Annotated in this window: 19 protein-coding genes; 13 read left to right on the top strand and 6 right to left on the bottom strand. The window is 45.8% G+C overall.

Going from position 1 to position 26914, the window contains the following annotated elements:
- Positions 1 to 49 precede the first annotated feature (49 nt).
- The 4 genes from VX941_08730 to VX941_08715 all read left to right on the top strand — a co-directional run bounded on the left by VX941_08730 (position 50) and on the right by VX941_08715 (position 6535).
- Complete coding sequence (locus tag VX941_08730; protein MEE2933493.1) at positions 50 to 766, top strand: CerR family C-terminal domain-containing protein; 717 nt, start codon at positions 50 to 52, stop codon at positions 764 to 766.
- Positions 760 to 2043, top strand: a complete 1284-nt coding sequence (locus tag VX941_08725) for an efflux RND transporter periplasmic adaptor subunit (protein MEE2933492.1) — start codon at positions 760 to 762, stop codon at positions 2041 to 2043. Before VX941_08730 ends, VX941_08725 begins: the two co-directional genes overlap by 7 nt.
- Positions 2043 to 5168, top strand: coding sequence for an efflux RND transporter permease subunit (locus VX941_08720; GenBank protein MEE2933491.1), 3126 nt, complete (start codon positions 2043 to 2045; stop codon positions 5166 to 5168). The genes VX941_08725 and VX941_08720 overlap by 1 nt, the downstream gene beginning before the upstream one ends.
- A 161-nt stretch (positions 5169 to 5329) precedes the next feature.
- On the top strand, positions 5330 to 6535 hold the full coding sequence (locus VX941_08715; protein MEE2933490.1) for an MFS transporter: 1206 nt from the start codon (positions 5330 to 5332) through the stop codon (positions 6533 to 6535).
- A 123-nt stretch (positions 6536 to 6658) separates the two neighbouring features.
- Here the strand turns inward: VX941_08715 and VX941_08710 are convergent, their stop codons facing one another.
- From VX941_08710 to VX941_08700, 3 genes are all read right to left on the bottom strand, one after another.
- Positions 6659 to 7450, bottom strand: a complete 792-nt coding sequence (locus tag VX941_08710) for an enoyl-CoA hydratase-related protein (GenBank protein ID MEE2933489.1) — start codon at positions 7448 to 7450, stop codon at positions 6659 to 6661.
- A 12-nt stretch (positions 7451 to 7462) separates the two neighbouring features.
- Positions 7463 to 8308 carry a C40 family peptidase gene (locus VX941_08705; protein ID MEE2933488.1) on the bottom strand — a complete coding sequence of 282 codons (846 nt, stop codon included), beginning with the start codon at positions 8306 to 8308 and terminating at the stop codon, positions 7463 to 7465.
- A 294-nt stretch (positions 8309 to 8602) separates the two neighbouring features.
- Positions 8603 to 8821 (bottom strand): SlyX family protein, encoded by a 219-nt coding sequence (locus VX941_08700; protein ID MEE2933487.1) that lies wholly within the window; start codon positions 8819 to 8821, stop codon positions 8603 to 8605.
- Positions 8822 to 8913: 92 nt separating this feature from the next.
- Here VX941_08700 and VX941_08695 point away from each other — a divergent pair, with 92 nt between their 5' ends.
- Together VX941_08695 and VX941_08690 are read left to right on the top strand one after the other, a co-directional pair.
- Positions 8914 to 10629, top strand: a complete 1716-nt coding sequence (locus VX941_08695) for a thiamine pyrophosphate-binding protein (GenBank protein MEE2933486.1) — start codon at positions 8914 to 8916, stop codon at positions 10627 to 10629.
- Between the two features lie 114 nt (positions 10630 to 10743).
- On the top strand, positions 10744 to 12129 hold the full coding sequence (locus VX941_08690) for an MATE family efflux transporter (GenBank protein MEE2933485.1): 1386 nt from the start codon (positions 10744 to 10746) through the stop codon (positions 12127 to 12129).
- 17 nt (positions 12130 to 12146) lie between these two features.
- Here the strand turns inward: VX941_08690 and VX941_08685 are convergent, their stop codons facing one another.
- Positions 12147 to 13727, bottom strand: coding sequence for a carboxylesterase family protein (locus VX941_08685; protein MEE2933484.1), 1581 nt, complete (start codon positions 13725 to 13727; stop codon positions 12147 to 12149).
- A 221-nt stretch (positions 13728 to 13948) separates the two neighbouring features.
- Between VX941_08685 and VX941_08680 the strand changes: the two genes are divergently transcribed.
- Positions 13949 to 14416: a flavodoxin family protein gene (locus VX941_08680; protein ID MEE2933483.1), complete on the top strand. Its 468-nt coding sequence runs from the start codon at positions 13949 to 13951 to the stop codon at positions 14414 to 14416.
- A gap of 21 nt (positions 14417 to 14437) precedes the next feature.
- On the opposite strand, the gene VX941_08675 is transcribed toward VX941_08680, so the two are convergent.
- Positions 14438 to 14872 (bottom strand): hypothetical protein, encoded by a 435-nt coding sequence (locus tag VX941_08675; GenBank protein ID MEE2933482.1) that lies wholly within the window; start codon positions 14870 to 14872, stop codon positions 14438 to 14440.
- A gap of 105 nt (positions 14873 to 14977) precedes the next feature.
- Here VX941_08675 and VX941_08670 point away from each other — a divergent pair, with 105 nt between their 5' ends.
- Genes VX941_08670 through VX941_08660 form a run of 3 tightly spaced genes read left to right on the top strand, consistent with a single transcriptional unit; the run spans position 14978 to position 17770 of the window.
- Positions 14978 to 15808 carry a CoA synthetase gene (locus VX941_08670; protein ID MEE2933481.1) on the top strand — a complete coding sequence of 277 codons (831 nt, stop codon included), beginning with the start codon at positions 14978 to 14980 and terminating at the stop codon, positions 15806 to 15808.
- Positions 15809 to 15813: 5 nt separating this feature from the next.
- Entirely contained in the window at positions 15814 to 16533 is a 720-nt protein-coding gene (locus tag VX941_08665) for a CoA-transferase (protein ID MEE2933480.1), read from the top strand.
- A gap of 37 nt (positions 16534 to 16570) precedes the next feature.
- Positions 16571 to 17770 carry a CoA transferase gene (locus tag VX941_08660; GenBank protein MEE2933479.1) on the top strand — a complete coding sequence of 400 codons (1200 nt, stop codon included), beginning with the start codon at positions 16571 to 16573 and terminating at the stop codon, positions 17768 to 17770.
- A 7-nt stretch (positions 17771 to 17777) separates the two neighbouring features.
- Here VX941_08660 and VX941_08655 read toward each other — a convergent pair whose 3' ends face one another.
- Positions 17778 to 19193, bottom strand: coding sequence for a DEAD/DEAH box helicase (locus VX941_08655; protein MEE2933478.1), 1416 nt, complete (start codon positions 19191 to 19193; stop codon positions 17778 to 17780).
- Between the two features lie 238 nt (positions 19194 to 19431).
- On the opposite strand from VX941_08655, the gene VX941_08650 reads away from it, so the two are divergent.
- The 3 genes from VX941_08650 to VX941_08640 form a co-directional block, all read left to right on the top strand.
- The gene (locus tag VX941_08650; GenBank protein MEE2933477.1) at positions 19432 to 20133 is read left to right on the top strand and encodes an alpha/beta fold hydrolase; all 702 of its coding nucleotides are present in this window, start codon (positions 19432 to 19434) and stop codon (positions 20131 to 20133) included.
- Positions 20134 to 20283: 150 nt separating this feature from the next.
- The gene (locus VX941_08645; protein ID MEE2933476.1) at positions 20284 to 20865 is read left to right on the top strand and encodes a toxin-activating lysine-acyltransferase; all 582 of its coding nucleotides are present in this window, start codon (positions 20284 to 20286) and stop codon (positions 20863 to 20865) included.
- Positions 20866 to 20868: 3 nt separating this feature from the next.
- A partial coding sequence (locus VX941_08640; GenBank protein ID MEE2933475.1) for a tandem-95 repeat protein occupies positions 20869 to 26914 on the top strand: 6046 nt, incomplete at its 3' end.

Raw genomic sequence — 26914 nt, 5'->3', positions numbered from 1 at the left:
CTAAGATTAATCAATCGATTGAACTAATCAGATGCAATGGAAGCAAAATATGCAAAATGACCTAAAGGGTGGGGAAGCATCAAATGGGCTTCATAATCGGTCAAGCGGCGAGAAAAGCCGCGCAAGAATACTAGAGGCCGCTGGCCAACTTTTTGCTGCACGTGGTTTTGACGGTGTGTCAACTCGGGAACTTGCTGCCGCCGCCAGAGTAAATATTTCTGCCATTACCTATTATTTTCAGGGTAAGAATGGTCTTTACCAATCTGTGCTCGAACAATTAGTTGACGATACGGCACCTCTCTTCGATCCAATGATATCAAAGATGGAACACGATATTGCCGATGCTGGTGCCCGACGGGAAGTGTTAGCGGAAACGGCAGTATGGTTTGTTGGCGCATTGTTGTCGGGCATTTTGACGGATCCGAGGATCCGTTGGCAGATGCCATTAGTCATGCGGGAATTTCAACAACCTTCATCAGGATTTCAATTTCTTTATACTAAACGTATTGAGCCAATGCATAATGTCATAGCAAAGCTAGTTAGTGCTGCGCTCCAAATAAACCCAAAAGAGATTGAAACTAAAATAGTTACCGCCACCATAATTGGACAGTGCATGGCATTTGGCTTTGCGAGAGCGGTTATTTTCGCGCGGACCGGCTGGCAAGACTACGACGAACATAACCGTCAGCAAGTAATCGATATCGTATCATCCGGCATATTGCGTACACTTAACCTGCCTACTACCCGCGGAACTGCCAAATGTTAAATCCAATTTCCTTTTTCACCAAGCTTACATCGGCACGTTTGCCGAGATTACGGTTTGTTAAGATTGGTTTGCCTTTGTTTATACTGTTCGCTGCATTTGGTGTTGTTGGCCTCCTGAAAGCAACCAAGCCTGAGGTCAAGGCTCGGCCCGTCGTAGAAAAGCAGTGGTCTGTTTCAGTTATAGAGGCACAACCGGCCGATATTAGACCACGACGACGTTTTTATGGTGAGATTACCGCAGGTCGTGAAGCAGAACTCCGAGCAGAGGTTCGTGGACGTGTGATCGCGGTTAATGAAAAATTCATCGATGGGGGAGTGGTATCAAAGGGTGACTTGCTAGTTTCTTTTGATCCTTTCGACTATGCAGCGGAAGTAAGTGAGCGTGAGGCGGAGTGGGTTGAAGCTAAAGCACGTTTATCCGAACTCAAGGCAGATTTTGAAGGCGCGGTAGTTTTGCTGAAGCGTGATGAAGAGCAGTCACGCTTGAGGGCTCGCGACGTTGCGCGTCGTGCGAAACTAATGAAAAGGAAAAACGTATCCGAGAAAAATTTCGATGATTCTAAGTTAGCTCTTAGTGAAGCACGGCAGCGAGTTACGGAGCGCACCAAAACAATAGCCAAGCTTAAGGCGAATATTGAAAGCCAAGAGGCAACAATCAAAAGGCGTAATGTTGCTTTACAACGCGCGCGACGAGATTTTGCAAATACAAAGCTTTTTTCACCCTTCGATGGTTTTCTCACTGGAGTGGGTACGGCAGTTGGTCGATATGTATCAATAGGGGATAGAGTTGCGAGACTAATCGAAGCAGGCAGGTTAGAAGTCAAGTTTCAGGTTGGTAACAGGCAGTTTGGCAGACTTTCGAAGTCCAGTGATATTGTGGGAAAGTCAGTGAGGGTTTTCTGGCGCGGGGGGGCATCTGAAACCTTCGATGCAACAATAGCTCGTGTTGAGAGTGTGGTAGATGCAGCGACAGGTGGCGTTAACCTTTTTGCGCGATTGAATGGACTTGATCAGCGCACGAAACTCCGACCCGGGATATTCGTGGAGGTTTCTTTGGAAGATCGCCCATATCTGAATGTAGTGCAGTTACCAGAGACTGCACTGTACGATGATACGATATATGTAATCAAAAATAATCGATTACAGGCTCGCAAAGTTACACTTGCAAGCCGTCTTGGCGATGAAGTTTTAGTTTCCGGAGAAATTGAGCGGGGTGACCTTATTGTAACCACTAGTTTCAATGAGATCGGACCCGGTTTGCGAGTAACGGTGCCCTAATGCAATCAAGTGCTGGGCCAATAGGTATATTTGTGCGTCATCCCACCGCAGCCAATTTATTAATGGTTGTGATGATTGTGGCTGGCTTGTTTGCCCTTCGGCAGACTAACACCCAATTTTTTCCTGATTTTGGGATAGATTGGGTCTCCGTTTCAGTGGATTGGCCGGGAGCAAGCGCCGAAGATATTGATGATAATATTGTGCAAGCAATAGAGCCTGAGGTGCGTTTTCTTGATGGAGTAAAACGGGTTCGTTCAACCTCAGTTGAGGGAGTTGCAAAGATATCAGTAGAATTTTTGCCAGGGACGGATATGCAGGCTGCTCTCGCAGATGTAGAAACGGCGGTTGGTCAAGTTTCTACACTTCCGAGAGATAGTGAAAAACCCGAGATCAAGCGCATAGTACGTTATGACACGATAAATCGCATCGTTATTTCTGGCCCTTATCCAGAATCATCCCTGAAGGCTATAGCTAAGGGTATACGCGATGATTTGCTCGATCGTGGTGTAGATAAGGTTGATATTACTGGCGCACGTGACGAGGAAATATGGGTGGAAGTGGCGCCAGAGCGGCTTCTGGAATTAAACCTAACGCTGGCCGATATTTCCGAGCGCATTCGTGGGGCTTCGCAGGACCTTCCATCAGGAAATATCTCAGGTGCCTTAAAAAAAACAATACGTTCAATAGGTTTAGAGAAGAGTGCAGCTGGAATCGGGCGCATAGAAGTGCGTTCCCTAAAAAATGGTGAAAAAGTAATCCTAAAAGATATTGCAGTTGTGCGCGAACGTTTCTCGGAAACTCAGCCAACCTTGGAGCGGAAGGGTGTTCGTGCCATAGAACTTCACGTTCAAAGGGCAGTAGCCGCTGATGCTCTTGAAGTGGCTGATCGAGTAGAGAATTACCTGAAGGATTTGCATCCTACATTACCACCGAACCTTCTGGTCGAAACCTTTGATGTTCAGTCAGAATTAATACGGAGTCGTATTGCACTTTTACTCGAAAATGGGTTTACCGGCTTAATTCTGGTAGTGTTAATTCTGTTCTTATTTCTCAGTGTCTCAGTGGCTTTCTGGATATCTATTGGCATTCCGGTGGCGATATTAGCTGCGATTGCGGTTATGCTTGCGTCTGGCCAATCGATAAATATGGTTAGTCTTTTCGGCATGATAATGGGGCTGGGTATTGTCGTTGATGATGCAATCGTTGTTGGAGAACATGCTGATAAACAGTCGCGCTCTGGCCTCGGCCCAATAGAAGCTGCCGAGCTTGGAGCAACCAACATGATGGCTCCGGTATTTTCCTCATCGCTTACTACGATCGCCGCCTTTATGCCACTATTCATAATTTCTGATGTGATAGGTGATATTATCAGAGGCATTCCGCTGGTTGTGGTCGCGATGATCATCGCAAGCTTAATCGAATGCTTTCTTGTTCTCCCTGGACACCTGCGTGGAGCATTTGCAATAGCAAATGGTGAGATAAAGGGCCTAAGGGCAACGTTTAACTCAGCTTTTAATCGGTTCCGTGATAATCGTTTCGAGCAGATAGTTATGCATGCCGTTAGGTGGCGTTATACCACCATTTCCATTGCTATAGCCGCTTTTGTAATCTGTGTTGGGCTTTTAATAGGCGGCAGAATAAATTTTACATTTTTCCCGGCACCTGAGGCTAATCGCATGTTTGCCTCGGTGCAGATGAACGCTGGCACGCCGCGAGATCAGACAATTAAAATGGTTCGTGAGATGGAAAGAAGCATGCGTGAAACGGAGTACGCCCTTACCGAAGGCAAGGGAGGGGTGGTTCGTTTCAGTATTCTAAAATTTGGAATGTCGGTAGCTCGAGGAGATGTTCCGGTTAGGAATGCCGATAACTTTGGCGGGATGGTGGTTGAGCTAGTGGAATCTGACGAGCGTGATATCAGAACTACTGCTTTTATTGAGGCATGGCGCGCTCGGATAAAGCCTATTCCGGGCATGGACATCTTTACTATAACGCCCGCGCAGGGTGGTCCTCCGGGACGCGACGTTGACGTCCGTCTAAAAGGCCGAATCTTGAATGACCTAAAACAAGCAGCCACTGAGGTGCGGGCTCTGCTAGAGCGTTACAATGGTGTGAGTGATGTCAATGACGATTTGCAGTTCGGGAAGCGCGAAGCAATTATCGCTGTGAATCCACAAGGGCGTAGTCTGGGTTTTACTACTGAAAATGTTGGACGACAGGTGCGGAATGCTTTTGAGGGGGCGATTGCAAAACGGTTCCCACGTGGAGATGAGGAAGTCACTGTACGTGTGCGTCAGCTCCGGAATAGTGACGGTGTTCGGAGCCTTGATGGTTTCCGATTGAGAGGGACAGCCGGAGCTGAGGTCCTGCTTAATGAAGTGGTAGATATTCGCGAAAAAAAGGGGTTTTCAAGTATCACACGTGAAGATGGAAAGCGTGTCGTTGCAGTAACGGCAGAGACTGATAAAGCAATAACGAATAACAACAAGGTTTTAGAAGCCCTCGAGCGAGATGGGCTTAACGCAATCGCTGCAAAATTTGGATTGAAGGCAGATTTTGCTGGTAGGGCTGAAGAGCAAAAAACCACCCTTGATGATATGAAGACTGGAACCTTAATAGGTTTTTCGGCAATATATGTAATTCTTGCTTGGGTTTTTGCAAGCTACACCAGACCTTTCGTGGTAATGGCGATCATACCGCTTGGTTTTGTTGGAGCAGTGATTGGGCATATTCTGCTAGGCTATGACCTTACGGTTTTAAGTTTGATTGCCTTAGTTGGACTATCAGGCATTGTCGTTAATGACTCTATTATTCTTGTGCGCACTATCGATGAACGTATTTCAAATGGTGAACCAACAATTGAAGCGATAAAAAATGGCGCGTGCGACAGACTTCGTGCAGTAATCCTGACTTCCGCAACAACAATAGGAGGCCTCACACCCCTGTTGTTTGAAACAAGCCTTCAAGCCCGATTTATTATTCCAATGGCGGTTACAATTATTTTCGGCTTGGTGGTCACGACCATGCTAGTACTTCTTGTGGCGCCTGCAATAATTGCCATACAAGCGGATTTAAGCCGAACGATTTCATTGATGCGGAAGAGCGGAAATGCCAACGGCACTTAATCTCGATTTGTCATTTCTCTCAATAGTTAAAATGCGCTTATCCCATGGGACAGCTATTTGTGAAGATCTCACTCAGTCCTTAGTGCATTGATTTTGTCTGGTTCGAGCTCAGAAGATCAAAATTGAGCTTGTAAAATTTCGATAGTGGCATGTAATTCTTTATGCAAAAAAAACTACCCTCACAAAATATTCCTGACAATAAATCTAGGCGGGCAATCTCGGTGCGTCTTGCAGCATATTATACGGCTAACTTTGCAAAAGGTGGTGTGCAATTCCCTTGGTGGCAAGTTTTTCTAGAGGGTCGTGGGTTTAGCACTCCAGAAATCGGATGGCTAATGGGACTTCGTTTCTGGGTTGGGTTTTTATCGGGCCCATTGATTGCGCGCTTTGCTGACCGATTTGGTGAGCGCCGCAGAATTATGATTGCTCTTGCTGTCGGGATGTTTCTCTCTTATTGGCTTTATTTGTACTTAGACAGCTTTTGGGCGTTTGCTTTTATCGGGGTCGTAGTTGCAGCATTCCAGGCACCTATCGGGCCACTTGGGGACTCGTTAACTATAATTAATGCCCAGCGATCCGGAGTTGATTATGGTCGAGTTCGGCTTTGGGGCTCAGCGAGTTTTATTATTACTGTTTTACTCGCGGGCCTAATGCTGGAAAAAACCTCCTCCGAAGCAATACTCTGGGCTATAATTACGTTATCCATTTTTATTGTGGTTGGGTGTTGGTTTTTACCTGATACCCGAGTTGAACCTAAGGTGCTGCACTGGACTGCTACCTTCCGCCTTCTTTTTCAGCCAACTTTCGCGCTATTCATCGTAACAATCGCATTTCTGCAGACTAGTCACGCGATCCTTTATGGTTTTGGTACCATCTATTGGATTGAGAACGGTATCTCAAAGACTACTATCGCTCTTCTTTGGGTCGAAGGAGTTATAGCTGAGATAATCTTGTTTTGGTTCGGGACAAAATTGAATGGCCGTCACGGGCCGGTAGGGCTAATGATTTTTGCTGCTGTTGCGGGCGTGCTGCGTTGGACATTGACTGGGCTATCGTTAAACATTTGGATTATTGGGTTTGCGCAGTTACTGCATGCATTTACGTTTGGTGCGGCATACCTAGGCGCTATGGAGTTCCTAAAGCAAGCTGCACCTGAGGAATTAGCTGCCTCGGCGCAAGCATTGTTTAATGCTATCGCAATGGGGTTAGCTTTTGCAATCGCGCTGCCTTTAGCAGGCTACATTTTCGCTGAATTCGGCGGAGCAAGCTATTGGCTAATGGCTGTCTTATCTGCAATCGGTGGGGGTGGAGCTCTTCTGCTTGGGCGCCTGTGGATGGGGCAAAGGTTGGTGATTGGACCGAAATAAAGAAAAGCATTTGAGTGCCCCGAAAAAAAACAACACACGACGGGTATGACCTATTCATTGTCGGTGAGATGCTCTTTGAGTAGCGGGTTAACGAAACCAAACGGTTTGCAAGCAAACCATCGATCATTGACCTTTAAAACTGGCGGGCCGCTTCTCAATGAAAGCGCTGACACCCTCCGCGTGGTCTTCGGTATATCCGGCAGCCCTTTGGCATTGCATTTCAAAGTCTAATTGCTCATCAAATGAGTTAGTATCTGCTGCGTCAATTGCCTGGCGGATGAGTGCGTAGGATTTTGTTGGACCTGAAGCGAGTTTTTTAGCGATTAAAAGAGCGTCCGCCATTAAGTCTTCGTCTTCGCTAACCTTCCATATAAGGCCCCATTCGGCAGCTGTTTTTGCATCAATCGTGTCTCCCAGTAATGCCATGCCAAGGGCACGAGCTCTACCCACCAGTCTCGGGAGCGCATAGGTGCCTCCACAATCGGGCACCAAACCAATGCGGACGAAAGCTTGAATAAAGCTTGCGGATTTTGCGGCGATAACGATATCTCCTAATAATGCAATGCTGGAGCCAGCACCGGCTGCAATTCCATTCACTGCAACAACAATCGGTATCCGGACTGAACGGACTTTACGAGCAAATCTATTGTAGCCTTCGTCTAGCGTGACGCCCAGATCGCGTTTCTTACCGGTTTTTTGTTTAATTCGGTCATTTAAGTCCTGTCCAGAACAAAAACCACGACCTGTACCGGTTAAGATTATGCAACGTATGTCTTCATTTTCAGAGGTTTTTTCCATTGCATGTAAGGTTTCTGCCATCATTTGCGCATTCATGGCGCCTAATTTATCGGGCCTATTAAACGTAATTATTGAAACTCCATCTTCTATTTGGTTTCGGATACAACTGTATTTCATGGCATCTATCCCCTAGTTATTTTCAGGTGAATGTGTTGAACGACGGATGCTAGTTATTGTGCCTCCATTTTCGTTTTGTATGCGGGACACAACTTCTTCGAAGATGTCTGCTGTTACCGCCATATGCTTAGCGTTAGCATGGATTAAGCGCCCCTGTCCGAGTGAAAGAGCGACGTGTCCCGACCAATAAATAAGGTCACCTGGCATAAGATCTTCTTCATTACCGGACCAATCCTCGACTTCTGGCAAGGCATTTTCTTGTAAGTCTGTATCTCTTGGTAATTTCAAGCCACAGCTAGCCAGTGCTAGTTGAACCAGTGCGGAACAATCCAATCCGATGCTAGTTCGCCCGCCCCATAAATATGGTGTGCCCAGAAATGCACAGGCGACTGCAGTAAGGTTGGTTTCATATTGATCAATGGGCGACAAATGGGCACTCCAAATCCAACCATGGGGAGTTTTGCCAAAACCATTTTTCTCTTCGTTAATATGGACTGTGCTTGTCAGGCTAATCAGGTCTAATGGCTGAGTTTTAAGATCGGGCTTTGGATATAAGAAGGTCCTAAGAGCGCTTACACGATGCTTGGGTGGCGCAATTATTTTATCAAGAGCATTTGAGGCCACATACCCGATATATCCGTCAGTTCTATTCCTTACCCACGTAAATTTTTCAGATTTTTCAAAAATGTCCACCCGTTCACCGTAGAGTAATTGACTTTCGATGGGCGCATTTTTTTTTGGCAAACCTCGCAATACGGTATGGCCAGTTACCACTTGGGCTGTATCGATTGGTTCAGCGTAAGAGCCGTCCTCGCGTATTGGATGTAGCCGTTTGTCATAATTTTCAGTGATGCTCATAATGTCAGCGCTGCAGCATTTGGGTCATTAAAAATTTTCTTGCTATATTTTTAATCATGTGAGTTGAATGAATACAATTAGTATGAGCTGAAGGGTCAATGATCTTTTCCAACATGAATAGTATAATTAATGCTTACATGGATACTCTGGGAGAAAAATTTTGATGGCGTATTTATCAAAATCTTTCGCTACCTGTTCTCTGGCAAGTAGCATCACCCGTGCTAAAAATTTATCTACAAAGTCATTTTGGAGATAAAGAAGAGATCTTCAAACAACTCTTTCTTTGGGTTAGAATTAATAATGGGGTGGCAACTCATCTTTGAATTCTTTCAAAGATTGCCCAGCCTCTATGCTGAGCAGTCGATCCTGGAGGTGTAGTAATTTGTCCTCCAGACTTTTTATCAATTGCCATTGTTCAATAACGCTGCCATTCAATTCCTCGATAGTATTTTCCTGATGTGCCAATTGCTGTTCAAGTTCAGAGATGCGGCAGGTAGTAGTATTTTTCTTCATTATATTCTCCGGTTATCTTCAGCGGTAAAATGCGATAAATAGGGTTCCGTAAACAAGACAAGAAAATACGATAGCATTAAAAATGATGCGTAATGACACAAAAGATTGGAGTTTACGGCATGGCTGTAGATAACGAAAAGCTGCGAACCGGTGGTCAGATATTAATAGATCAACTACGGGTTCATGGAGTGGACACTATATTTTGCCTGCCTGGGGAGAGTTATTTAGCTGCCCTCGATGCGATGCATGATGCTCAAAACACCATGAAAATTATGACCTGCCGTCAGGAGGGAGGTGTAACTAACATGGCTGATGCATATGCGAAGCTAACGGGTAAGCCAGGAATAGCAATGGTTACTCGGGCGCCAGGTGCCTGTAATGCTTCTATAGGCGTTCATACCGCCATGCAAGACTCAAGTCCCATGTTGATTTTTATAGGGCAGGTCGCTCGTAGCCAAGAATATAGAGAGGCCTTCCAGGAAGTAGACTATCACCAATTTTACGGGGCGCTTTGTAAATGGGTAGTTCAAATTGACAATGCCGATAGAATTCCAGAATTAGTTGCTCAAGCTTTCCACCGGGCTATGTCAGGGCGTCCTGGTCCAGTGGCTGTTGCTTTGCCTGAGGATATGCTGCGTGATCTCACCTCAGCCGCTGATGCAAAACCTTATAAAATTGCCCGCCCGAATGCAGCTTTGAGCGATATAGAGGCTCTTAAAGGCATGCTTGAAGCGGCGAGCAGGCCATTGGCGGTGCTTGGAGGCGGCGGATGGTCACCAGAGGCTTGCGCTAATTTTGAAACATTCGCAATCGCTAATCAAATTCCAGTAACAACATCTTTTCGCTGTCAGGATTTTATTGATAATGAGCACTGTTGTTATGCAGGCGAACTGGGAACCACGGTAAATCCCAAGCTTGCCAGCCGGATAAAAGAGGCCGACCTGTTACTTGTTGTTGGCGCAAGAATGGGTGAAATGACAACCTCTATTTACGAATTATTGGACATACCTACACCAAAACAGAAGTTGGTGCACGTTTACATGGAGCCGGGCGAATTAGGACGAGTTTACACTCCAGAACTACCAATTGTCGCATCTATGGAAAGTTTTGCTCGTGCAGTAATGGAAATGCCAGCGATTAAAAATCCGTCTTGGGCTGAATGGACTAGAACTCTTCGTTCTGAACAGCTTGCAAATTGGGAGCCTTCAATTCCAATGGTGGGTAAGCTCGACATGCATTCGGTCATAAGATATTTGAATGAGGTTCTCCCAGAAGATGCAATACTTACGAACGATGCTGGGAATTTCTCAGGTTGGCCGCAGCGCTTCTATCGTTACAGACGTTATAGGACGCAGCTTGCGCCGACATCTGGCGCTATGGGCTACGGGATACCAGCCGCTATCGCTGCGCGAGCAACTTATCCAAATCGAATTGTAGTTGGCTTTGCGGGCGATGGTGGTGCAATGATGTCGGGGCAAGAATTTGCAGCAGCGGTTCAACACGGTGTCGATCCCGTAATTATAATAATTAATAATAATATGTATGGCACCATACGTATGCATCAGGACAGAGATTACCCGGGACGTGATGTTGCGACAGAGTTATCTAATCCAGATTTTGCGAAATGGTCGGAGAGTTTTGGAGGGTTTGGTGAGGTTGTTGAGCGAACCGAGGATTTTGCTCCAGCTTTTGAGCGTGCTATCGGCGCGGGCAAAATAGCCCTCTTAGAACTCCGTATAGATCCGGATATGATATCGACGCGTACCACGCTAAAAGCTTTAAGGGAGTTATCCAATAAAAATAAATAACGTTCACCCACGATACATTTTTAGAAAATAAAATAATCTCAATATCGTAGTCGCTGAAGATCAATATCTACAGCATTCGTCTTTGAATAGTAATTGCTATGGTTTGAGTCTGTCATGTTTTTGCCTCAACATTTATTTTCAGAACTATCGGAGATGTTTCGACTTGCATGTCCGTTAGTGCTGACCCAGCTAGCTTGGGTAGCAATGCTTGCTACCGATACAGCAATGATAGGGCACTTAGGTTCCAAAGAGCTCGCTGGAGCAACGCTAAGTCTAATGGTGTATTTTATCATTTATGTCAGTTGTGTAGGTTTGACTGCCTCAACGGCTTCCCTCGCAGCCCAGCATTATGGGGCCGGTGAAAAAAACATGGTTCGTCGAGTGATCCGCCAAGGTTTATGGGTTGCTTTTTTTCTTACGTTCCCATGCGTCGCTGCTTTATCATTCTTAGAATGGTTTCTTGTTTTAATTGGCCAGCCAGCCGCCGCTTTGCCGCATGCAAATTCTTACATGAGCACTCTTAAATGGAGCCTCCCCTTTGCCGTTGCGTTCACGGTACTTCGTAATTTTGTATCAGCACTAAACAGGCCAATGGTTGCTTTTTGGATAATGTTGACCGGTGTGTTTCTCAATGCGTTCTTAGATTATGCCCTGATATTTGGCAAGTTCGGATTGCCAAGACTTGAATTAATCGGTGCCGGCATATCAACAACTTCGGTGAACGTATTTATGTTTGGATTTTTATTTGTATTAACAGTTCGGCTAAAACCTTACCGAAATTATAGAATTCTGTCCCAATTTTTCCGTCCAGATTGGTTAATTTTTAAAAGAATATTTCGTATTGGTCTCCCCATTGCCGCAATGAGTTTAATGGAAGCGGGTTTTTTTATTGCCGTTGCATTTGTAATGGGACTATTTGGCGTTACTGCATTGGCTGCGCATATGATTGCCATTCAGCTGCCGCATATATCATATATGGTCCCAATGGGGCTTGGTCAGGCGGCTACGGTTTTGGTCGGGCAGGCAGTAGGAAGACAAGACATTGTTACAACTTACCGTATAGGTTGGATGGTTAGTGCAGTAGCATTAATTTTTATGAGCGCCGCCACAGTGTTGATATTGATTATCCCGGAGACTTTTGCATCAATTTTCATTGACAAAAGTCTTACTTTTAACGTTCCAGTTATGGAACTTGCTGTCTCATTTTTATTATTTGCAGCATTTTTTCAATTAGCTGATGGTATCCAAGCTGTTATTGCCGGTGCGCTACGAGGGCTCAATGATACATTCCGGCCCATGCTAATTGCAGCTCTTAGCTATTGGGTTTTTGGACTTGGTCTTGGGGTGACACTTGCGTTCAAAACAGAACTAGGAGCAACAGGGTTATGGATTGGTTTCGTTGCAGGACTTTCTGCGGCAGCCATATTGCTTACAGTGCGCTTGCTGTATCTTCAGAAAAAATGTTACATGCCAACAGTATTAAGTTCTAATTATGAATAAAGTTCTTCGTTATCCAGTTACGGCACGCGGTTCATTCGATCTGTAATAAATGGTGGGCACGCCATTATAGTGGTTCGGTCATCTGCCTTGGGGTTTTCAACTACGGTGCATGGATTATCAAATAGCATTGTTGGCCGTGTGTTGACTTGATAGGGAGGCCAAGATGGCATTCCGGAATGGTTAGGATCACCAGTGTGTGCAAAGGACGACCAGGCCCCTTGCACGATTTTGGTTAATTGGTTTTGCCCAGCTCCGGCTCCGACAAAATTTTTGGCTATATCCGTTGTTCCGAATACAAACGGCAAACACATCGTGTGCGGTGATTTAAGGATTCCACCCAACGCCGGAATACGAAAGGTAAATTCATAGAGCCAGACTTTTTTTCCGTTACTGGCCGACTTCCTCTCGGCTGCTTCTATACAATTGCGGCGGTACATTTGGTCAGATGTGATACGATTGAATATGTCGCGCAGAGTTTCTTCTTTTCGCCCCTGACGGTACTTGCTTATTAATCCACGTGCATCTGTTACTCCCACAAAAGCTGCGACTTTGTCATGAAGCTGTTGTTCAGTCAGAGAAAGTTGATCTGGAGGTAGTATGATATCATAAAAACTCTTTTCAGTCTCAGCAGTGCCGATCATTAGTGGAATGTCTCGAGAAAGATCGAGTGACTCACTCTCGAAGGGATTGTGTGCAATAACGATTCCATCAACAGAAGGACGAAAACAATCATTATCAAAGTTTTCCGCAACCGCTTTCAAATACCCATCGAATACTGTTTTCCAAGGTAGCTCTTGAAGCATTTTCATGTCGGTGACCTTAAGCTGTCGAATAACGTTGTGGGTTACTCGATCGGTGTCTTCCAACGTCGCCAACCTCATATGCGCGGAAGAGCTTTGCATTATTGCCTTGTGGAATAGTCCTTTGGCGCTTGACATGGCCATTAATGCAGCAACTTTGCAGCCGCCTCCGGATTGGCCGAATATTGTCACATTATTAGGATCGCCTCCAAAGGCTCTGATATTATCTCTAATCCATGTGAGGGCATCGACTATGTCTAACATGCCAAGATTCGTTGTATCGGAGAATTCTTGCCCCCCAAAATCAGAAAAGTTGGCAAACCCAAAGATATTAAGCCGATGGTTTAGCGTGACAACAACCACTTTCCCGTTTTTTGAAAGCCTTGTTCCATCAAGCCCAGCGGCAGCACCCGACCCATATCGAAAGCCTCCACCGTGAAGGTAAACCATTACCGGTTGTGTGCCTTTGACGGCAGCAGTGTAAATGTTGAGGCATAAACAATTTTCGCTCTTTGGCCCCGGGTCGCGGATCCACGCGTTGGCGCTGCGTCTGACACGATCAATCTGGGGGGCGCGGTCGCAGAATGTCAAAGCTGTTCTTGTTCCAGTCCAACTGTCGGGGGGAGTGGCTCTACGCCAGCGTCGAATCCCTATTGGCGCCCGGCCGTAGGGAATGCCCTTAAATGTATGAACACCCTCTGTAATATGGCCCTCGAGTTTCCCCTTGGCTGTCTCTATGATGGAGGTGGGTATTACTGAACTTTTTACCATCATTTGATCCTTCATATTTTCTTTCAATGGTAGATCCTGAGACCCAATGGTTCCAGTTAAACGCATATACTAAAATATTATTGCACAATAATGTCAGTTTTTATAAAGCAGGCGTTTAATAGCGCTGTTGGTTGCAAGAAGAGTACAAAACGTAAATCTTTGTTATTTTTTGTTTGTCAATAAGCTGGATCAGTTGTTGATAAATTCGTAATCTTGCACGTAACTTTTTAAGTTAATGATGATAGGGCATGGGCAAGAAAAAACTGCTAGTTGTAGCGCACGCACCCTCAGAAAATACTCAGCGGTTGTTTGCGGCTGTTGGAAAAGGCGCAAAAAGCGATACCCAACTCTCCGTAACCGTCGATATGTTGAGCCCATTCAATACCCAGCCCGAAGACGTTTTAGCATGCGACGCTATAATACTAGGAACAACGGAAAATCTGGGTTATATGTCTGGAGCACTTAAAGACTTTTTTGATCGCTGTTATTACCCAGTGCTTGAAAGAAAACAGGGTCTTCCCTACGGTTTATTTATCCGTGCGGTTCATGATGGTACAGGTACTCGCCGCGCAGTAGAGAGCATTACTAAAGGACTTCGATGGAGGCCAGTTCAACAGCCACTTATCTGTCATGGAGATTGGGACGATTCCTTCGTCGAGAAATGTCATGACTTAGGTGTTGCAGTTGCAATAGGACTCGATATGGGTGTCTTTTAAAAAGTTAGAAGTTTTGTCTGACTATGGCTTGCAGGGGCAAAGTTCATCTGCATTAGTAGGAATACCATTCTTCCATTCAAGCCGCTCGTTATCAGGCCCAATTGATATCACATTCCAGAAACTTCCCTCTTGCCATTTGCCGGTCATAATAGTTCCGTTAGGCTTGGAATAGGTCCCCTGGCCATGCCACAAATTATTTTGCCATTGGCCACGGTATACCTCGCCGCCGGGCCAGTGGTAGGTGCCATAACCATGGCGTTTGCCATTTCTCCATTCACCAGAATACTTGCGCCCGTCGTGCCACGTCATGGTTCCCTTTCCATGAGGAACGTTATTTTTTTCTGAACCTATATATTTTTTATGAGAATTATTTTCAGTGGCATCTACTTTTGTCGTATCCAAGACAAGAAATGTCGCGATTAGAAGGATAGATAAAATTGAACGTGAAAGTTTCATAACTGTATAGTTATAAAAACTTAGCACTTGTGGCAATAGTGCTTCTCCGAAATAACGAGGTAGACAGGCCTATCCCGCTGTTCCTAAAGTTGCTAGGGTTTTATTATGACATCGGTATTCAAATCATTAAATGAAATAGCGGAATCAATTCCTGACGGTTCTAAATTAGCTTTGGCTCCTGAATACAATGGATGTGGCTGTGCGTTGGCAGCGGTTCGGGCGCTTGTAAACCACTCCCCCAGAGATCTTCATTTAATCGGTGTTCCGGCTCTCGGTTTACAAGCAGATCTATTAATAGGGATAAACGCAGTTTCTAAAGTTGAGTGTGCAGCTGTGACACTTGGTGAGGAGGGGCTTGCTCCGCGCTTCTCTGAAGCGATAAGAACGGGGAGTATAAAAATTTTAGATGCTACCTGTCCAGCGATCCATGGTGCACTGCAGGCGTCAGAAAAAGGAGTGCCCTTCATGCCGATGCGAGGAGTATTGGGCACTGACCTCTTGAAAAATCGATCCGACTGGACTGTGATAGATAATCCTTTTCATCAATCCAATGACCCTATTGTTTTGTTGCCTGCCTTAAAGCCCGATGTGGCATTATTTCATTCGCCGTTGGCAGATAAGGAAGGTAATGTTTGGATTGGTGTACATAAGGAATTGATGACGTTAGCTCATGCTTCCACTGAAACATTTGTATCGTATGAGCGCTTTTTTAATGGAAATTTATTGGACGATGAAAAGTATGCAGCTGGTACAATCCCAGCGATTTACATTACAGGAATCGCGGAAGCAGAAAGAGGGGCGTGGCCAATTGCGCTCCCTAATCATTATGTTCGTGACGTCCGCCATATCCGTAAATATTTTGAGATGGCATCGAGTACAACAGGATTTCAAAAATACTTGGTAGAGCATGTATACACGCGGATAGCTGGGGCGTGACAGACATGCTTAAAGTCGAAGAAATCGTCATTTTTTCTATATTGCCGCTCCTGCAAGGCATAAAACACGTTGCGGTTGGCGCTTCATCGCCGATACCTGCCGCTGCCGCTATGTTGATGCGCAGGAGATCGAAAGGTCAAGTTCGAGTTAGCATTCTTGGTAATACCCAACGATATACCTTTACAGATGGAGGGAGAGAATTATTTGACCTTGCCGGGCAGGGGCGTATTGATGCTTTTTTTCTAAGCGGTGGGCAAATAGATGGAGAGGCGAATGTAAATCTTGTCGGTATTGGCGACTACCCTCAAATGAGCGTTCGATTTCCAGGGTCATTCGGTTCGGCCTATCTGTATTACGTAGTTCCTCGCGTAATCTTATTTAGGGAGGAACATACATCTCGTGTCTTTGTTGATAAAGTCGACTTTATAAGCGCTGCTGGAGGTTCGGAGCCTCTCGTCCACAGGCCGGGGGGGCCGTACGCGCTAGTTACGGGGCGTTGTGTAATGAAATTTAATAGTGCAGAAAGAAGTTTTGTTCTGGCGAGCTTACACCCTGGCGAAACCATCCAAAGTGTGAAAGAAAATACTGGGTTCGAGTTTATTTGTCCCGACAATATTCCAGAAACCCCGCTCCCAGGCATTGATTTGCTGAATTGTTTGCGTGGTTCAGTTGCGGATCAATTAGCTGCGACCTACCCCACTTTCGTAGAGCGAGTTTTTGGTTAGATATTGAGGTTATGTGCTTGAAAAAGGAGATGTGAGTTTGACCGAAGAGACTGCCGGTGCTCTGGCCGGCTTGAAAGTTATTGATTTAACCCGCGTATTAGGGGGGCCTTATGCGACTCAAATCTTGGCCGATCATGGTGCTTGCGTTATTAAAATTGAGCCACCTCAGGGCGATGAGGTGCGCGATTGGGGGCCGCCATTTTTCGAGGGTAATGCCTCATATTTTTTAGGACTAAATCGTAACAAACGTTCTCTGGCTCTCGATTTGTCAAAAAATAATGGGCGCGATGTTTTGTTTCGGTTGCTTGAGGATGCAGATGTATTAATCGAAAACCTTAAGACTGGTACGCTTGAAAAATGGCATTTAGGTTACGAAGAGGTGTTGCAAGCGAAGTTTCCCAAGTTGATTCATTGCAGGATTTCTGGGTACGGCGCTGATGGTCCTCTTGGGGGACTCCCTGGCTATGACGCTATTGTTCAAGCGTACGCGGGTTGGTTTAGTGTAAACGGTGACTCTGAAAGTGGTCCAACACGAATAGGTATCCCAATGGTAGATATGGGGACAGGCCTCTACTCGGTAATCGGAATTTTAATGGCTCTGCGAGAGCGTGAGCAATCAGGGATTGGTCAGTTTATTGATATGACCCTTTATGATTGCGCAGTGTCCCTGATGCATCCACATATCCCAAACTACATGTTGTCAAATGAGACCCCTGTGCCAACCGGCAATGCTCATCCTAATATATCGCCATATGATCGTTTTCATACCAAGACGGTAGATATTTTTATAGGAGCAGGTAATGATAGGGCGTTCAAGCGACTATGTTCTGCAATCGAGGCTCACGAAATTGCCCTAGATCATAGGTTTGCTACGAGTAAATCTCGAAACGAGCATCGTGAAGTACTTACCAAACTTTTGTCGGACATAATCATCAAAGAGGATGGCGAAGCGCTCTGTGGCCGACTCATGCGTGCGGGTGTTCCAGCAGGCCCCATATTAAATACGGCTCAGGTAATGGATGCAGAACATACCAAGCATCGCAAAATGAATGTGCATTGTGATTGGTGGCGCGGAGCAGGCATTCCGATCAAGTTCGGTCGAACTCCTGGAGCTATTACCACTCCACCTCCAAAATTTGGTGTTCATGGACGAGGAATCCTGAAAGAGTATGGGTTGTCTGATGAGGAAATCGATAAATTGATCAGGGAAAATGTTTTGATTGAAAAGCGTAGTTAACAGACAATCAAGTTTCTACAGTAGTGCGAAGAAAAGCAGGAGTTTCATCGCCAAACCCTTTTATGGTTTCAGGTGGAGGATCCTTTTCTTTTAAAGTTGGTTCAGATTGTTTTCTTGACGAGTGGTTTTTACTTGCACTCTTTTTTGTTTCTGACCTGTCATTAGCGGGACGGTGTTTGTTTTGATTACGGGTACGGTGGTTGCTAGAGGGTTTATCTTGGAATTTTTCTAGTTTGGGGTTTCGGATGCCCTCCAGCGTAATTTCCTTTATTGCACCCTTGGCAATTATTTGGACTGCATCAAGATATTTGCCTTCTTCTTCTGTTACAAATGTAATTGCATGACCTTTGCGCCCTGCGCGACCTGTGCGGCCGATACGATGAACATAATCTTCATCATGCATGGGCACATCAAAATTAACCACATGTGTCATAGCAGGAATATCTAGGCCCCTTGCAGCCACATCAGAACACACAAGGTATTCGATTTTGTCCTCTTTGAATTTATCTAATGTTTCTGTGCGTGAAAATTGATCCATATCACCGTGCAGAGCTCCAGCTTTGAAGCCATGGCGTATCAATGACCGGTGAACCAAACCAACATCTTTTTTGCGGTTACAAAATATAAGTGCATTTTTTACTTCAGCGCCACTGAGAATATCACGTAGAGCTTCTCGTTTCTGTTTTGGATCAAGCATAACCATTTGCTGCACAATTGTATCAGCAGTTGCCGATGGCGGACTAACTGCAACTTCTTTAGGATTGGATAAAAACTGCTCAGCGAGTTTCTTAATCTCCTTCGGCATTGTTGCGGAAAACATAAGTGTTTGCCTAAGAGGTGGAATTTTACTGACGATTTTGTCTACGTCCGGTATGAACCCCATGTCGAGCATTCTATCGGCTTCATCAATAACAAGAATTTTTACATCGTTGAGCAAGACGTTGCCACGCTCAAAATGGTCGAGAAGGCGACCAGGGGTTGCAATCAATACGTCGACGCCACGGTCAAGCAATTTGTCTTGTTCGCCAAAGGTTACCCCGCCGATCAAAAGTGCCTTGGTAAGTTTATGATATTTTCCATAAAGATCAAAATTTTCTGCGACCTGAGCGGCTAATTCGCGAGTAGGCTCAAGGATAAGAGAACGAGGCATGCGCATGCGGGCACGGCCTTGATCGAGGATATCTATCATCGGCAATACAAAAGACGCCGTTTTGCCGGTACCAGTCTGAGCACAACCTAATAAATCTCGAGCCATCAACACGTATGGAATAGCCTGCTCCTGAATAGGGGTTGGATTTTGGTACCCACGTTCATCCAGTGCTCGAAGAAGTTCTTCGCTTAAGCTTAAATCTTTAAAGGTCATACGAACCGTATTTTTTCGGATGGCTGACCTTGTGGCATATTTTTTTAAAACCCAACTCATTAATCCTGTTTTGTTAAGAGAGGTACTGGCGACGACTGGTGCCACTTACTTCTGGTGTAACGGCAAAATCTAATCTAAACGCCTGTCGAGGCATAGAAATCATCATTACAGCTCGGCAGAAACGTTGTAATCCTATTTCACCGAACTTTCTAAAATCATAATGATATGATTAACAACTGCTTAACGGGCTGTCTAGATCTGGTTTCTTGGGGGGCAGCTTAGGATAGGAAGTAAAACTGTGAACCACGTATCATCATTAGTTTTAGTGCCGGGTCTTCTTTGTGATGAAGATTTGTGGTTTGACCAGATTAGAAGTCTTTCCAATGTTACAAAAATCTCGGTGGCTGATACTTTGTCTGACGATAGCATTATAGGGATGGCTTCTCGGTTATTGGCAAACGCCCCCGCAGAATTTGCGCTGGCTGGATTGTCTATGGGTGGCTACGTTGCGCTTGAAGTAATGCGTCAGGCACCCGAGCGTGTCACGAAGTTGGCACTCTTAAGCACAAACGCTCAGCAAGATGACGCTGAAAAAAGCAGAATACGCAGAGGATTAATCGCGCTGGCTGAAAAAGGAAAATTTAAAGGTGTTTCTCCGCGCCTTTTACCCATGCTCCTGCATGAAAGCCAGCTAAATGATTCTGTGCTGTGCAATAGAGTTGTAAAAATGGCGGCCAGAGTTGGCAAAGATTGCTTTGTCAGGCAACAAAAAGCAATTATGTCGCGCTCTGATAGTCGAAAAAATCTTCATTTAATAAAAGTTCCCACAATAGTTATTTGTGGGCGTGAGGATTTGCTGACGAACCTCAGTCAGCATGAAGAGCTTGCGAAACTAATTCCAGGTGCTGAGTTGAAGGTGATAGGCCACTGCGGGCATCTTCCTACAATGGAGCATCCGCACGAAGTTACATCATTATTACGTAGTTGGATGTTACGCTAAAGGGCATGTGTGGACAGCAAGTGATGCCTTCTGTTGTGGCACTTTTTCTTCCGCGCCAGCATATTGTTATTTCTCTGTATTTGCGCTATATTAGAGGTGTATCGGGGGCAGGGCCAGACACTGGAGAAACAGTATGATGGCTTCCGACGAATGACACAAAATAATAAAAACGTCGTAAATAAAATCGGCATAGAAAAAACGGTTGTAAGCGGTTTAGCTAAAGATAGCACAGATGGTGCCTATGACAGCCGCATTTCAGAAGAGGTGTCGTCTGTAGTAACATCAGGTGCGTCTAGCTCCGATGAAATGCGCAGTAGTGGTTCTGGCCAAGATAATTCTAGCGACCCATCTGCCTTGTTGGGCGCCGCTGTCTGGTTAATGCTATCTTCAAGCGCACATAAACACCTGTTTGTAACCGATTTCGAATGGCTTGTAGTGCCACCTATTTTGGCAAAACAATTTCGTCTATTTCGCAGAAATAATGTGCCTGTTGGATTTATAAGTTGGGCTTCGCTTAATGATGAGGTGGAAGCCCGGATTATTAACGGTTCGGTCAAATTAGCGCCCAACGAGTGGACTAGAGGAAAAAATTTCTGGATAATTGATGTTATCGCTCCCTTCGGTGGGGGAGATGATATGCTCAAAGATCTCAAAGAAAACGTGTTTAAGGATCAGGTTGTTAAATATATCCAAGCTGATGATGATGGTCGACGCGTGGAAATATTGAAGTAAGGTATGGCAAACACACACAATCATAAACCTTTAGTGCTGGATCAATTGCGATTGGATGAATGGGATGCTCTGTCACGCACTCCATTTGATGTCATTCAGGACCTGCGTTCCGATGGCCCAACTGGCTCTTTGATGGGACAGGGGGTGACGGCGTTTAAACCGTTGGAAGGGACAGAAAATCTCATTGTAGACAAACAAAATCTTTCTCCCAAAAGTATTTATGAAAATTCGCAACAAAATAATCAAAGGCTTCATGGGAGAAATTTCAAATCAGAGGAGTTATTTGATGCGGCTGTGCCAAATCGTTTGCAATTTAGTCGTGCTGATTTAATCGGCACTGATGCGCCTTTCGATGGTGAGATTGTTTCTGTCACAGAGGTAAGAGGGGGCGAGGCAAAGCTTGTTGGCAGGGCTGGCGCAGAGCAGGTGTTATTCGACTTGGCAACTCAAAATGATCCTATTAGCTCACCCTCAATGTTTGAATTTCATGTTATCGAGCCTGATGGAACGGAAGGCACCGGCCGTGTGGAAGTTAATGCACTTCCTAATGATCCATTATTCGGCCAGCAATGGCATCACTCGGCACTGAACGTTGTCGATGTTTGGAATGATTACACTGGTCGCGGCGTGAGTGTTGGTATCAACGATACCGGTGTGGAGCATACCCATCCCGACCTAAATGATAATTATGACACATCGATAGATTATGATTTTTCTAACCGGGATAATGATGCTTATCCTGAAACATATGACAATCACGGTACTGCTGTCGCCGGTATGGTTGCTGCTGAGGCAAACAACGGGATCGGGGTGGTTGGCGTCGCGCATGGTGCCACTATCGCTGGTTACCGTTGGCTAGGGTTTTATGACACACCAACGGATATCTCTAATAATAGCTGGGGCCCTTCACCCTCTTGGGCTTTCTTTTCTCTCTCTCAGGGCGGGTATTGGAGAAACTATGAGAATCAAATTGTAGATGCTGTCACCAATCACCGCGATGGTCTTGGGCAAGTTATTACATTTTCTGCTGGCAACTCACGCAGTATAGATGCGCGTCCAGAATATAATGCAGTAAGTGGGAATCGAAGGGTAATTACGGTTGGCGCAACTGATAGCGGCGGCCGGGATGCTTATTTTACAAGCAGGGGGTCGAGTGTTTTGGTGACGGCTCCGGGGCGTAACGTGCTGACAACAGATCGGGTTGGCAGTATGGGCTATACTTCTTCGGATTATGTTACTATTAACGGCACCTCTTTTTCGGCGCCAGCAACCGCGGGCGTCGTGGCCCTTATGCTTGAAGCCAATCCTGATTTGGGCTATCGCGACGTTCAGGAGATATTGGCCTACTCAGCAGTAAAAAATGATCCCTACGACAATACATGGGATTGGAATAATGCCAAAGATTGGAATGGGGGTGGGCTCCACATCAGTCTCGAAAATGGCATGGGGCTGGTTGATGCAAGGGCGGCGGTCCGACTTGCTGAGACGTGGCAAGAGCAATCTGTGAGCTCTAATGAAATTCATCGATTCAATTATTCTGGCGGCTTGAGTTTTGCGGATGCAAGCGCAATCAGTGACACAGTCAACTTTACGAATAGCGTTGATATTGAAAACGTAGAAATATTCGTGAATTTATCGAGTACGCGACTAAGTGACTTACGTATCACAGTGACGTCTCCAGATGGAACCTCAAGCGAAATTATGGGGCGACCGGATACATCAAAGTCAGGGTTACAACATCGTTTTACAAGCCGCCAATTTTGGGGTGAGACGGGCATCGGTGATTGGACTATCTCCATCAGTGACGAGGTCAGGAATGGGATTGGGGGAAATCTTAATAGTTGGGGGATAAATTTATACGGCGATGTTTTAGATAACGACGATTTGTATGTATACACAAACGAATACCGAGATTTTTCAGGCCTAGGAGATGCCTCCAGGCGACTATTGTCAGATAGTGAAGGCACTGACACTATAAATCTCGCAGCGACCACGGCCGATGCTGTAGTTGATCTTACTGGTGGCCCGGGATCGATTGCTGACGCCAATTTTAAAATTGGTGCAGGTTCCACAATTGAAAATGTGTATAGCGGCGACGGTAACGACATTATCACAGGTAATTCTTCAGACAATGTCATTTTGGGTGGGCGAGGCGATGATACACTTGTCGGGGGAGCAGGAACCGATACCGCAATATATAGCGGCAACAGAGCGAACTACACGATTGGTAACGGCAGCATAATCGATAATAGGGGACGCGATGGCACTGATACCCTCAGCGGTTTTGAGTTCTTGCGTTTCGCGGATCAAACCATTGAAGCGCCTGGGAAGAGCGATCCACCACAGCCCATAACAACATTGATTTCAGGCGATGAGGATAATCCCTCAAACGGGTTTCTTCGGGCAACAGACCCGGATGGCGATACTTTAACCTTTAGTCTGGTAAGTGCTCCCGCTAAAGGAACTTTAACGATTAATGAAGATGGTTCCTATAACTTCGACCCTGGCAAGGAATTTGATGACCTGTCCGAAGGAGCCAGTCGCGACCTAAGTTTTATTTATTCAGTTGATGATGGGACAACGGTTGTTCAGCAAACTGCGGCACTTCGTGTTACTGGCATCAATGATGCTCCTGTGGCAGAGGTTGCCAAAATTAGTTTAGAAGAAGATTCCGTGTTCGAAGGTACGCTGAAGGCTACTGACCTAGATAACTCATTTGAGGAATTAGTTTTTTCGCTATCCAGTCTTCCTGCAAATGGCAAGGCGGTAATAAATGCTAACGGGACTTATACATATACGCCCGACGAAAATTACTATGGCTCAGATAGCTTTCGCTTCACAGTTACCGATGCAAATGGGGCTATTGATACAGGTGACGTCGCAATTGAGGTCACCCCTGTAAATGATGCAGCCCCAGAGGCAAATCCTGACAGCATAACAGTCACAGAGGATACACCGCTCTCTTTCCAGGCTAGTGAGCTGATAGCTAATGACACTGATTTAGATGGTGATACGTTAACTGTTACAGCCGTTTCAGGAGGCGAGAACGGTTCTGTTTCCCTCGTTGATGGTGTGGTCACATATTCTCCGAGGGCAAATTACAACGGGCGTGATAGTTTTTCGTATTCGGTCTCTGACGGGCAGGGAGGTGTGAGCGAGGGGAGCGTTTCTGTGACGGTATCCGCCGTTAATGATACTCCCATAGCACCAGCAACCGCCGTTACTCTTGATGAGGATACATCCTGGTCGGGTATTTTGGCCGCTACGGACGTAGATGGTGACCAGCTGAATTATAGCCTTCACACTCAACCTAAATATGGGTCGATAAGTGTCGCGAATAATGGGGCCTATGTTTACACGCCTAATGCAAATTATTATGGCTCTGACGAGTTCACTTACAGAGTTTCTGATGGGAATGGTGGGTCTACGCTCGGTAAAGTATCACTCACCATTGTTAACATAAACGATGCTCCCGTTGCATTGGATAGCGTTGCGAATGGGCTTGAGGATGCAGCACTTTCGGGCTCATTAAGAGCAACGGATATTGACGGAGACGTTCTTAAGTATTCTTTGAAGCAGGGACCTAGTAACGGGGTTGTTACCATTAATCCGGATGGAACGTATTTCTATCTGCCGAATAGTAATTTCAGTGGTTTGGATAACTTTTCCTATACCGTATCTGATGGTAGAGGCGGGCTCGACACCGCTTCATTAAGTATTAATGTTAACGCAATTGCTGACGCGCCAGAAATCACGACTGCGCCCGCGAGTGGTGAAATTGGGGATACGGTTAAACTCAATATAGCCGCTGCCCTGAGTGACACGGACGGTTCTGAAATTTTGGGGCCGATTGAGATTGGTGGCGTGCCCGAGGGTGTGGCGCTATCCAGCGGGACTGATCTTGGTGGTGGAAGATGGTCTTTGGCGCTATCGGAAATTAGTAACCTTACGCTCACTATTCCCGATAATGCTGGAGCGGGTTTTGAACTCACAGTAACAGCTAATTCCAGAGAAAGTTCAAATGATGATACTGCGACAGCAGTTCGTTCTTTGCCAGTCGTCGTGTTGCCATCTGGTGTAACGCTTCCGTCCTCGGGTGACGGCGATACCATTTTTGGTGGAGATAACAATGATATATTCGTCGGCGGTGGCGGTGATGACCTAATCATCGGTGGTGGCGGGTCCGATATCCTTTCTGGAGGTGCGGGAGACGATGTCTTAATAGGAGATAGCTACGACAAACTTTCAGGCGGGGCTGGAACAGATACGGCAATATTGACCGATGACAGCGATATTGATCTGGATATTGGAAGGCTCAGCATTGAAAGATTTTACGCCGGTGGCGGGGACGACAAAATTAAGGGTGGGCAAAAAAACGAGTTTATATCCGGGGGCCGTGGCAATGATAGAGTTGAAGGTGGCGCTGGAGATGATACGTACCGTTTTAATCGCGGTGATGGACAGGATATAATTGCCGATTATTTTGGAACAACGAAAATTATTTCGCAGTGGCGATGGGTAACCTATTCAGTATCAGATGGAGAGGGCGGGATTGAAACCGAGCGCATACGTGAGCGGTTCAGTCAATTAATCGATACAAGCGCAAATGGGGGTAAGGACGAATTATCTTTTGGCGATGGCATTAGACCTGATGATCTGAGCCTTCAGTTCGTTGACGGTGCCTTGCAAATTACAGTTCAGGGCATTGGAGGCGAAGCTGGCGAAAACAGTTCAAATTCAGCAGATATAATAAAAATCATCAATTGGGGAGACGCCCTAGATCGTATTGAACTGTTTTCTTTCGAGGATGGGACAGCACTAGACGTTGCTAATTTAACCGGCAAAGTACTTGAGGCAAGTGAGGATGGGACGACCCTGGTTGCCTCGAACGGCAATGACTGGCTTGCGGGAGGTGGCGGCAATGATACACTTAACGGCGGTGCCGGTGATGATATCATCGTGGCGGCTGACGGAGACGACCGGCTCATCGGAGGAGCGGGTAATGATTTTCTCATTGGTGGTGAGGGAACAGACACGGCAAGCTACGAAGGTAAATTCTCAGACTATTCTGTGTCCTCTTCAAGTAATGCCATTACTGTAGCTCATAAAAAGGTAGGGGATGGGATTGATCAATTAGATAGTATTGAGAGTATATCCTTTTCCGACATTACGGCCGTGTATGAAAATGGCACATTCTTACCAATTTTATTTGGTGAGCAGACTAGTGTTTTAGAAGATGGGTCTATCTCTCTTTCTGCTTCCGACCTTCTGACAAATGATTTTGATATAGACGGTGGTAGTTTATCGCTCGATGGGGTGGGGGTAGCGAGCAATGGAACCGTTTCTCTCGTGGGTGATAGAATTACTTACCGGCCAGACGCGGATTTTAATGGCCGTGATACCTTTACGTACACAGTGTCCGACGGGCAGGGGGGAACTGCCAGTGCGACGGTAGGTATTACTGTAACATCAGTTAACGACACCCCGATAGGGCAAGATCATTCTGCTGCTGGCGCTGAAGACACAGTTATTAACGGGTTAATTACTGCGACTGATATCGACGGTGACAGTCTTACTTTTAGCTTGGCCAATGAGCCCACTAATGGATTTGTGGATGTTAATAAGGATGGCTCATATAGTTATAGACCCAACGCCAATTATAATGGCTCCGATAGTTTCACATACCTGGTCAGTGATGGTAATGGCGGTACAGCGACTGGGGCTGTTACATTAGATGTGACGGCAATCAATGATGCTCCCATTTCTGCCGGGGTAGAGTTGTCAGTTTCAGAGGACTCTTCTGTCAGTGGAGTTCTATCAGCAACGGATATAGAAAAAGATACTCTAAGTTTCTCCCTCGCTTCGGACGGCAAAGGGGGGACAGCAATTGTGAAGCCAGATGGCTCATTTATTTACACACCGAACCCAAATTATAGCGGGTCTGATAGTTTTACATACACTGTCTCTGATGGCCAGGGTGGAAGGACGACGGGCACGGTTTCGGTAACGGTTAATGCTATTAATGATGCGCCGACATCTCCCGGCGCAA

This window comes from Pseudomonadota bacterium (assembly GCA_036339585.1).
Taxonomy (GTDB): Bacteria; Pseudomonadota; Alphaproteobacteria; order UBA8366; family UBA8366; genus UBA8366.
The sequence above is the reverse complement of the archived record's forward strand: the minus strand, read 5'-3'. Positions and strand labels throughout refer to the sequence as shown.